The sequence below is a fragment of the uncultured Phenylobacterium sp. genome (genome assembly GCF_902826855.1).
Classification (GTDB): domain Bacteria; phylum Pseudomonadota; class Alphaproteobacteria; order Caulobacterales; family Caulobacteraceae; genus Phenylobacterium.
The window spans coordinates 1-9,709 of the sequence record NZ_CADEGK010000175.1; the positions used below are offsets into that span (position 1 = coordinate 1).

The 9,709-nt window shown below is 71.9% G+C and carries 9 protein-coding genes; 2 read left to right on the forward strand and 7 right to left on the reverse strand.

Annotated features, from left to right (window positions below; genetic code table 11):
- Positions 1-6: 6 nt before the first annotated feature.
- Complete coding sequence (locus QZV94_RS19445) at positions 7-159, reverse strand: hypothetical protein (protein WP_293680635.1); 153 nt, start codon at positions 157-159, stop codon at positions 7-9.
- 367 nt (positions 160-526) lie between these two features.
- Between QZV94_RS19445 and QZV94_RS19450 the strand changes: the two genes are divergently transcribed.
- Complete coding sequence (locus QZV94_RS19450; protein WP_293680638.1) at positions 527-2,701, forward strand: CoA transferase; 2,175 nt, start codon at positions 527-529, stop codon at positions 2,699-2,701.
- On the opposite strand, the gene QZV94_RS19455 is transcribed toward QZV94_RS19450, so the two are convergent.
- From QZV94_RS19455 to QZV94_RS19465, 3 genes are read right to left on the reverse strand one after another with little or no spacing between them, the layout of a single operon-like run.
- The gene (locus QZV94_RS19455) at positions 2,698-5,157 is read right to left on the reverse strand and encodes a glycoside hydrolase family 3 C-terminal domain-containing protein (RefSeq protein ID WP_293680641.1); all 2,460 of its coding nucleotides are present in this window, start codon (positions 5,155-5,157) and stop codon (positions 2,698-2,700) included. The genes QZV94_RS19450 and QZV94_RS19455 overlap by 4 nt on opposite strands.
- Entirely contained in the window at positions 5,154-5,399 is a 246-nt protein-coding gene (locus QZV94_RS19460) for a hypothetical protein (RefSeq protein WP_293680644.1), read from the reverse strand. Before QZV94_RS19460 ends, QZV94_RS19455 begins: the two co-directional genes overlap by 4 nt.
- Positions 5,400-5,443: 44 nt before the next feature.
- Positions 5,444-6,673, reverse strand: a complete 1,230-nt coding sequence (locus QZV94_RS19465; protein WP_367254892.1) for a winged helix-turn-helix domain-containing protein — start codon at positions 6,671-6,673, stop codon at positions 5,444-5,446.
- A gap of 191 nt (positions 6,674-6,864) precedes the next feature.
- Here QZV94_RS19465 and QZV94_RS19470 point away from each other — a divergent pair, with 191 nt between their 5' ends.
- Positions 6,865-7,539 carry a PEPxxWA-CTERM sorting domain-containing protein gene (locus QZV94_RS19470; RefSeq protein WP_293680649.1) on the forward strand — a complete coding sequence of 225 codons (675 nt, stop codon included), beginning with the start codon at positions 6,865-6,867 and terminating at the stop codon, positions 7,537-7,539.
- A gap of 9 nt (positions 7,540-7,548) precedes the next feature.
- On the opposite strand, the gene fdhD is transcribed toward QZV94_RS19470, so the two are convergent.
- The 3 genes from fdhD to QZV94_RS19485 all read right to left on the reverse strand — a co-directional run.
- Positions 7,549-8,343 (reverse strand): formate dehydrogenase accessory sulfurtransferase FdhD, encoded by a 795-nt coding sequence (gene fdhD / locus QZV94_RS19475; RefSeq protein ID WP_293680652.1) that lies wholly within the window; start codon positions 8,341-8,343, stop codon positions 7,549-7,551.
- Positions 8,340-8,564, reverse strand: coding sequence for a formate dehydrogenase subunit delta (locus QZV94_RS19480; protein ID WP_293680655.1), 225 nt, complete (start codon positions 8,562-8,564; stop codon positions 8,340-8,342). The genes fdhD and QZV94_RS19480 overlap by 4 nt, the downstream gene beginning before the upstream one ends.
- Positions 8,561-9,709, reverse strand: a 1,149-nt coding sequence (locus QZV94_RS19485) for a molybdopterin oxidoreductase family protein (RefSeq protein WP_293680658.1), incomplete at its 5' end; no start/stop codon positions are given. The genes QZV94_RS19480 and QZV94_RS19485, both read right to left, overlap by 4 nt.

Here is a 9,709-nt window from a genome sequence, read left to right on the forward strand (position 1 = left end):
GCTAGGTCAGAGCTTCGGGGGCGGCGGCGGGGGTGGCGGAGGCTCCAGCAAGTCCTTCTGGCCTTCACCGGCTTTCCGGCCGCCCGCGACCTTGTCCAGCGCGTCGGTGTCGAGTTCGGTGGGTTCGCTCGCGTGAGGCTGCGGTTTCGACGGAGGCATCGCCGGGTCCTTGGGTTGAACGGTCGCGGGTCGACCGTAGCAGGTACGGCCCGGGTCGGGCAGTGGATGAAGGCCCGTGTTCACGGGGCGATCCAGGCGCCGTCGCCGTCTCGATCGCCAGCCGGCCGGGTGTGCAGCCGGGAGCCCGGAAACAGCCGCGCGCCGACTCCCCGCCACGTCCGCATCTGACGTAGCCCCGCTCTACACTCCCGCCAGCGGCTGGCCCGTTCGATCCGCCAGAGCATCGCGGCCAAGGCGCGGCTGAAGGGCGCGCGGGCCGACAAGGCCAGGCGGGCCGCGATCTGGACGCCGCCCGGCGTCGAAATCCCCTGGCCTCGCCGAACGTCGATGCCCTAGGCTCACCGGCATGGACACGCTTCTTGCCGGACTGACCATCGTCGAGGCCTCGCGCGCCGTGGCCGTGCGCTATTGCGGCCGCCTGTTCGCCCAGATGGGGGCCACCGTGGTGCGCGCGCCCATCGTGGGTGGCGGGGGCGGCGTCGACACCGCGATCGGCTATGGCGGCGCCGCCGGCGAGGCCTATGGCCGCTGGCTGGACCATCGCAAGGTCGCCGACGCCCCAGGCCCCGTGGACTTGGTGATCGCCGGCCTGGACGCGCAGGGTGTGACCGCGGGCGAGGCGGTGGCCGCGGAGCTGGGCGCGTCGCTGCTGGCGCTGCGCTGGTTCCATGCCGACGGGCCCTGGGCCGACTGGCAGGGCTGCGACGAGCTGATCCACGCGCTCACCGGCATGGCCCACTCGTTCGGGGCGGTCGAGGGGCCGCCGACCCTGGCGCAGGGCCACGCCCCGCAGGTGACCGGCGCCGTGGTGGCCTTCAACGCCGGGCTGGCCGCCCTGATGGCCAACCCGCGCCCGAAGCGGATCGAGGCCAACGTCTACGAGGCCTACATGTGCCTGACGGAGCCGGGCGCGATCTCGGCGCTGATGCTGGGCGGGGAGGGCATCCGGCTGGGCGTCAACCGCCACGCGCCGATCTACCCCTGCTCCAGCTATCGCAGCAAGGACGGCTGGATCGGCGTGACGACGGTGACGCCGGGCCAGTGGCGCGGCCTCTGCAACATCATCGGCCGGCCGGAGCTGGGGCCGGAGCTCAAGTACAACACCACGCTGGAGCGCCTGGTGTTCGCCGACGAGATCGACGCCATTATCACCCCCCTGTTCCTCACCAGGACGACCGCGGAGTGGGTGGCGCTGGGCGAGAGCGCGCGGGTGCCGATCACCGACATGCCCGACCTGGCGGCGATGCCGGACGTGCCGCATTGGGCTCAGCGCGGCGCCTTCGGCCCCTTCGACGCCGGCGGTGCGCGCGCCCCGACGCTGCCCTACCGCGCGACCTTCACGGGCCGGCCGGTTCCCGCCTTCGAGACCTCGGGGCCGGAGGCGCCGTTCGCCGGCCTGAAGGTGGTGGACTTCACCATGGGCTGGGCGGGCCCGCTCTGCACCCGCTGGTTCGCCGACCTGGGCGCCGACGTGGTGAAGATCGAGTCCGACGCCCACCCCGACTGGTGGCGCGGCTGGGAACTGGACCAGTCGGGCGACCCGCCGCCGCGCGAGACCAAGTTCGCCTTCATCTCGGTCAACCGGAACAAGCGCGGCGTGCTCCTGGACCTCGCCTCGCCGCAGGGTGTGGCGCAGGCCCGCGAGCTGGTGGCCCGCGCCGACGTGCTGGTGGAGAACTTCGCCGCCGGGGTCATGGAGAAGCTGGGCCTGGGCCCGGAGGCGCGCCGCGCGCTGAACCCCAACCTGATCTCGGTCTCGATGCCGGCCTTCGGCAACGACGGGCCGGCCTCGGGCATCCGCGCCTATGGCTCGACGGTGGAGCAGGCGTCCGGGCTGCCCTACGCCAACGGCTATGAGCACTGGCCGCCCGCCATACAGCACGTTGCCTACGGCGATCCGCTCGTCGGCCTGTTCGGCGCCAGCGCGGCGTTCGCGGCGCTGCGCGGCCGCGACCGGCTGGGCGGCTGCGAGGTCGACATGACCCAGGTGGGCGTCCTGCACCAGTACGCCGCCGACGCCCTCGTGGCCCAGCAGCTCAGCCCCACGCGGCTGCCCCGCACCGGCAACCGCCGCCCGCGCGCCGCGCCGGTCTGCGTGGTTCCGGCGCTGGGCGTCGACGAGTGGCTGACCGTGGCGGTCTATGACGACGCGGCGTGGCGCGGGCTGTGCGGGGTCCTGGGCCGCCCGGACTGGGCCGGCCTCGATCTGGCCGGCCGCGCCGCAGAGGCCGACGCCATCGAGGCCGTCATCGCCGCCTGGGCCGCCGACCAGCTGGCCACCGACGCGGCCGAGACGCTCCAGGCCGCCGGCGTCGCCGCCGCCCAGATCCAGCGCATCGACGTGCTCGGCTACGACCCGCAGCTGATGGCCGCCAGCTTCTGGGTCCCCACGTCCCGCCGCTACGTCGGCGACCACATCATCTCCGCGGCCCCCTTCGCCTACGACGCTGCGCGTCCCGCCATCCGCTGGCCGGCCCCGACGCTGGGCGAACACACCGAGGAGGTTCTGGCGGAGCTTTAGGTCGCCTGCAGCCGGATCGTGGCGCAGAGCGCGATGTCGCCGGCCGACCGGCCGACCAGCAGGTCGTAGTCGCCGGGATCGACCACCCAGCCGCCGGCCTCGGTGTCCCAGGCGGCGAAGGCGTTCGGTTCGAGGTCCAGGGTCAGGCGGCGGGCCTCGCCGGGCGCGAGCTCGGCCTTGGCGAAGGCCTTCAGCTCCTTCGGCGGCCGCGGCAGCCGCGGGTCGCGCGGCGCGACGTAGAGCTGGACGACCTCGGCGCCGGCGCGGGCGCCGGTGTTGGCCACGGTGACGGCGATCTGCACGGCCTCGCCCGGCCTGGCGCCGGCCGGAGCCTGCAGGTCGGAGAGCTCGAAGGTGGTGTAGGCCAGGCCGTGGCCGAACGGGAACAGCGGCGAGGCGGGCCCGGCGTCGTAGCCGCGATAGCCGACCCCCAGGCCCTCGGCGTACTCGCACACCTGCGGGTCCGGGCTCAGCGCGTGCGCCGGATGGTCGCCGAACGTCCGCGGAAAGCTCACCGGCAGGCGGCCGCCCGGCCCGCGCTCGCCGAACAGGACGGCGGCCAGGGCGTCCGGCCCGGCCTCGCCCGGGAGCCACATCTGCAGGACGGCCCTGGCCTGATCGATCCACGGCATCTCGAAGGGCGAGCCGGTGTTCATCACAACCACGGCGTTCGGATTGGCGGCCAGGACCGCGCGGGCCAGCTCGTCCTGGGCGCCCGGCAAGGCCATGTCCGGTCGGTCGTAGCCCTCGGCCTCGGTGAGTGAGCCGGAGCCCAGGACCAGGATCACCGCGTCGGCGGCGCGGGCGGCCTCGACCGCGCGGGCCATGGGCTCGGCCGGCGAGCGCACGCCGATGGCCACGTAGTCCCGGTCGGGCCGCTCCGGGACGTAGTCGAGCTGGATGGCATAGCCGCGCCCAGCCTCCAGGGTCGCGCTCGCAAGCCGACGAGGCACGAGGCTGCCCATGACGTCCAGGCGGTCGGCCGTCGCCGGTGTCTCCGCCGTGATCAAGGCGGCGTCGTCCAGCGTAAGCTGGCCCTTCCCGATGGAGCGCAGGCTGAACTCGTAGGCGCCGCTGACCGGCGGCCAGAACCAGCCGCTCCAGCGGAACGAGCCGTAGGCCGGTCGCCTGGCCGTCGCCATGGCCCCGGCGGTCCAGCGCATCAGGTGGCGCTCCACGCCGCCGCTGGTGGGCTCGCCGGCGAGATCGGGGCCTGTGAAGTACGCTGCCTTGAGGCCCTCGGCGTCGCGGGCCTCACTGGGGCTGAAGTGGCGGCGGTCGGCGGGCGGCGGTGCGGCGTCGTTGTCGCAGCCCTGCGCCTCCACGACGGTGACGCCGGCGCCCAGGAATTCACGCAGGCCGTCGCCTAGCGTGCGGAGGTTGTCGGTGACGACCTGCGAGCTGCCTCCGCCCTGCAGCATGGTCCGCGCCGCGTTCGGCCCGATCAGCGCGATGGTCCTGAGCTCCTGCGACAGCGGCAGCAGGTCGCCGTCATTCTTCAACAGGGTCATCGCCTCGCAGGCGGCGTCCAGGGCGATGGTCCGGTGGCGCGCGGTCCTGAGCTCGCCGATCGGCCGCGCGCCGTCCATCAGGCCGGACCGGACGATCAGGCGCAGGATGCGGCTGACGTTGTCGTCGAGTTGCGTCTGGCTGACCTCGCCGGCCTGCACGGCGGCCAGCAGCCGCTCGCCGAACCACTTGGCCGGCCCGGGCATCTCCAGGTCGAGCCCGGCGTTGGCGGCGGGCGCGGTGGAACGGACGGCCGTCCAGTCGGAGACCACCGCGCCCCGATAGCCCCACTCGCCCTTGAGAATGTCGGTGAGCAGCTGGCGGTGCTCGGAAGCGTAGGTCCCGTTCAGCTTGTTGTAGGAGGCCATCACCGTCCACGGGTCCGCCTCGCGCACGACGCGCTCGAAGGCGGCCAGGTAGATTTCGCGCAGGGTGCGTTCGTCGACCCGTGCGTCCACCGCGAACCGCTCCAGCTCCTGGTTGTTGGCGGCATAGTGCTTCAGCGACGCGCCGACGCCCTCGCCCTGCAGGCCGCGCACATAGGCCACGCCCGTTACACCGGCGAGGTAAGGGTCCTCCGAATAGGTCTCGAAGTTCCGGCCCCAGGTGGGGATGCGCATGATGTTGATGGTCGGGGCCAGCACGACCTGGTCGCCCAGGGCGAGGGCCTCGCGGGCAATGGCGGCGGCTACGGCCTGGGCCATCGCTGGGTTCCAGGTTGCGGCCAGCGCGACGCCCACAGGGAACACGGTGGCCGCAATGCCCTTGATGGAGCGCACGCCGGTTGGTCCATCGGTCATGCTCAGCGCCGGGATACCCAGGCGTTCAATAGCGTGCAGGCCAAAGGAACTGGCGCCAGCCATCAGGCGCACCTTCTCCTCCAGGGTGAGGCGATCCATCAGAGCGTCGACGCGGTCGTCGAGGCCGGCGGTCTGGGTCTCGCTCACTGCCCCTCCAGGATGCGGAACTGGCGGGCCGGCTCGCCCTGGGCGACCACCGTGCCGTGGGGCAGGCGATCTGGGGCGAGCGATGAAGACACCACGAGGTCGCCGGCCCTGGCGAGGGCGGCCACGGCGTCCGCTACCGTCTCCAGGCAGACCCGGCCGTGGTCGGCCTGCCAGCGGTCGCGCGGCGCTTCGCGCCAGACGAACTCGCGGTTCATCAGATGCAGGCGGGGGGTCGGGGCCATCGCGGCGGGGGCTATCAGGTTCGCCGGCGTTGGGGAGCGCGGGCTCACCCGGGAGGCCCGACCCGGGCGGCCAACCGGGCGAAGCGGCGGTTTCCGCGCAGAGGGTCAAAGTCGCTGTCGCGGTCGAGCCAGGGTCGGGCCCAGGGCCCACGCCAACCGAGTTCCACCACCTGTTCCAGAGTATCCAGCGCCGCCTCGGTTCGCCCGTTCTGCGCCAGGGTGCAAGCCAGGTGGAACGCCATGGGCTCGGGGTGCGCGCGGGCCAGGTCCATGTCCTCGGTCGCCTCCTCGCGGCGGCCCAGGGCGTAGAGGCAGCGCGCGCGGCCGGTCCGCGCGCGGAAGTCGTCGGGATGCTCGGCGAGCCGCGCATCCAGCCGCGGAAGCGCCGCCATGAAATTCCGGTGCGAAGCCGCGGGCTCCCCGAGGATGCCTCTCAACTTGCCGGCCAGGACCAGCGCATGCGACTCCCCCGGAGAGAGGTGTCCAGCGCGCTCCAGCAACGCCGCCGCAGGGGCAAACGCCATGGCCGACATGCACACCCGGGCCGCCTGGTAGAACACCGCGCCGTTGCCGGGGCCGAGCGCCATCGCCCGGCGGATCAGGTCCGTAGCGCCGCCGAAGTCAGCCCGGTAGGCGCAGGCATGGCCATGCACCGACCAAGCCTCGGCCAGCCCGCCCTCAAGGCGCAGGGCGGCTTCGCAGTGGCTGCGGACGCGCGCCACCTCCATCGGATGCTGGACATAGTCGGTAAACAGCAGCGCCTCGGCGAGCCCGGCGTGCGCGACCGCCAGTCGGGGGTTCATGCGCAGGGCCGTAACGTAGAGCTCAATCGCAGAGTGCAGGCCCGCAAGCCCGCTGGTTTCCCGGAGGGTGAGCGCCTGGAGGTACGTCCCGTAGGCCTCCAGGTCGGCCGCCCAGCCGCCCGGGAGCTCGCCGGAGCCGTCCTCGCCGGCCGATCCTGCGACAAGTCGGTAGCCCGCCTTGTGGACCGTCTCAATGAATCGCGGCCGGCGAAAATCGTCGCGGAAGGCCCGGCGTAACTCGGCGATCACCTGGGTGAGCACCTCCTCGCCGACCGCCTGCGACGGCCACGCGGCGTCCAGCAATGTCTCCCTGGACCAAACCCGGCCAGGATCCTGGACCAGGCTCAGCAGAACTTTCGCCGCCTTTGGGGAAAGCCGATGTCTCGCGTCGCCTGAGGACAGGTATCGCGAGTGCGGATCGAATACCCAGTCGGCTATGACGTGCATTTGGGCCTGCCCAGCGTCCGACATACTGCCGTTACGAAACCGGGAATGTCAAAGATGCGCCGCCGCCCCTTCCCGAGGCGGCGTCCTTCCCGCGCAGCTCCCGGCCCTCATGAAAACCTGCTGATTCCATCAGGTTTCCGCCCTCGGCCTGGGCAAGGCTGGATCTTCGAGCGGGGCGCCGAGGCGGCGACCGCAGAGCGCGAGAAGGTCTCGTCATGAAGAAATTTTTGATTGCCGCAGGCGCGGCCACATTGGCGGGCGCGCTCACAGCTTCGCCCGCCTCCGCAGCGCCGACCGTGCTCGACTTCACCGGCAATGCCTGTGACGCCGGCGCCTGCACGACCGGCAACGCTATCGCGCAGTCGTATGGCGACAGCGCCGGCGTCGATGTCAGCTATGCGACTTTCACGTTCACCGGGAACCCCACGGCGCTGGATGCAAGGTACTGGGACGTTGGCTACGGAGACCTCGTGGGCGTCATCTGGGCCGGCACCAACCAGACAGACTTTTCCGGGCGGATCACTCTGACGGCCCTTCCTGGCTACGAGATCTCGCTTCTGTCGTTCGACATCGCCACGTACCTGAACAACTCCGCCGAATCGCCGGTGCTCATCGAGAGCCTGGGCGGGACCGGAATCTTCGACGACGTTGTCGATACCCTGTCCCCGGGCCACAACCACATCACCGTCAACAGCGCCTACTTCACCGACGGGATCGCCCTGAACTGGGGGCCGGACGCCTTCAATGTGGGCCTGGACAACATCGCCTTCGACGTCCGCGCCATCGACGGAACTGGCCCGATCCCGGAACCGGCCACCTGGGCGATGCTGATCCTCGGCTTCGGCGCCGCCGGCTCCGTCCTGCGCCGCCGCCGCCCCGTGGCGGCGTAGCGCGGTGGGCTAACCGGCGATCCGTTCCGGGTGGGTGAACACCTCGAAACCGTCGTCGCGGGCGACGGCGACCAGGGTGACGCCGGCGGCCTGCGCGGTGCGCACCGCCAGCGCCGTAGGGGCGGAGACGGCGACCAGGACCTGGGCCCCGATGACGGCCGCCTTCTGCACCATCTCCACCGAAACGCGGCTGGTCAGCAGCAGCAGGCCGCCCTCGGCGCGGGTCTCGGACCGGGCGAGCGCGCCGGCCAACTTGTCCAGGGCGTTATGGCGGCCAACGTCTTCGCGCAGCGCCACGATACCGTCGCCCTCGGTCCACCAGGCGGCGGCGTGGACGGCACGGGTGACGCCGCCCAGGGCCTGGGCCGGCGCGAGCGCGGCCACGGCGGCTTGGATGGCCTGGGGCGAGACGGCGAACCCTCGCGGTACGCGCGGCGGGGCGCGGGCCGCCTCGGCCAGGCTGTCGATGCCGCAGAGGCCGCAACCGGTGGGTCCGGCGAGGCGTCGTCGCCGCGCCGCCAGGGCCGCGGAGGCCGGTTGCGCCAGCCACATGCGCACCTCGATCCCCTGCTCGGCGACGGCGACCTGCAATGCGCTGATGTCGGCGACTGAGCGGACCAGCCCTTCGGTGAGGGTAAAGCCGACCCCGAAGTCCTCCAGGTCGGTGGGCGTGGCCATCATCACCGCGGTGGTGGTCGCGTCATGAACCAGGGCGATAGCGGTCTCTTCAGGGAGGTTGCGGTGGCCGTCCTGCGCGCCGGCGGCGGTCCAGCGCGTTCGCGGGTAGGCCTGCGCGGCGCTCACCCCAGCCGTCCCACGGCCTCGCCGGCGATCGGGTCGAGGCCGTCGCCGCCGGCCGCGCGCCAGGCGACGATGTCGGCGCGCATCTGCGGGTCCCAGAAGCTGCGAAGGTGGTTGGCCACGCCGTCCGCGGGGTCGCCCGGTTGGGCGGCGAAGAACTTTGCGATCTGGTTGGCCATGTAGATCAGCCGCTCGGGCCGCCGGGCTTCCTGGCTTAGGCTCATTCGGCAGGCTCGAAGGCCGCCACCCGCCGGCTGCGCTCGGCCATCGCCTCGTAGCGCGCCTGCCAGTCGGAAGGGCCGTTGGAGGGCGCCACCTGCACGGCGGTGACCTTGTACTCGGGGCAGTTGGTGGCCCAGTCGGAATAGTCGGTGGTGACCACGTTGGCCTGGGTCACCGGATGGTGGAAGGTCGTGTAGACGACCCCGGGCGCAACGCGGTCGGTGATGCGGGCCCGCAGGGTCGTCTCACCGGCCCGGCTGGCCAGCCGCACCCAGTCGCCCTCGGCCACCCCGCGCTCCTCGGCGTCGTGCGGGTGAATTTCCAGCACGTCCTCCTCGTGCCAGACCACATTCTCGGTGCGCCGGGTCTGGGCGCCTACGTTGTACTGGGACAGGATCCGCCCGGTGGTGAGCAGCAGCGGGAAGCGCGGGCCGATCTTCTCGTCGGTGGGCACGTATTCGGTGATCACGAACTTGCCGAGGCCGCGGACGAACCGCTCCAGGTGCATCACCGGGGTGCCCGTGGGCGCAGCCTCGTTGCAGGGCCATTGCACCGAGCCTTCGCGCTCCAACAGGGCGTAGGAGACGCCGGCGAAGGTGGGCGTCAGGCGCGCGATCTCGTCCATGACCGCCGAGGGGTGGCTGTAGGCCATGGGATAGCCCAACGCGTTGGAGAACAGCTGGGTGACCTCCCAGTCCTCGTAGCCGTTCCTGGGCGCGATCACTTTCCTGACCTGCTGGATGCGGCGCTCGGCGTTGGTGAAGGTGCCGTTCTTCTCCAGGAAGGTGGAGCCGGGCAGGAAGACGTGGCCGTAGTTGGCGGTCTCGTTGAGGAAGAGGTCGTGGATCACCACGCACTCCATGGCGGCGAGGCCCGCGGCCACGTGGCGGGTGTTGGGATCGGACTGCAGGATGTCCTCGCCCTGGATGTAGATCGCCTTGAACCGCCCGGCGACGGCGGCGTCGAGCATATTGGGGATGCGCAGGCCTGGCTCCGGGTCGATGGGGACACCCCAGGCCGCCTCGAACAGGGCGCGGGTCGCGGCGTCGGAGATGTGGCGGTAGCCGGTGAGCTCGTGCGGGAACGAGCCCATGTCGCAGGCGCCCTGCACGTTGTTCTGGCCGCGCAGCGGGTTCACGCCGACGCC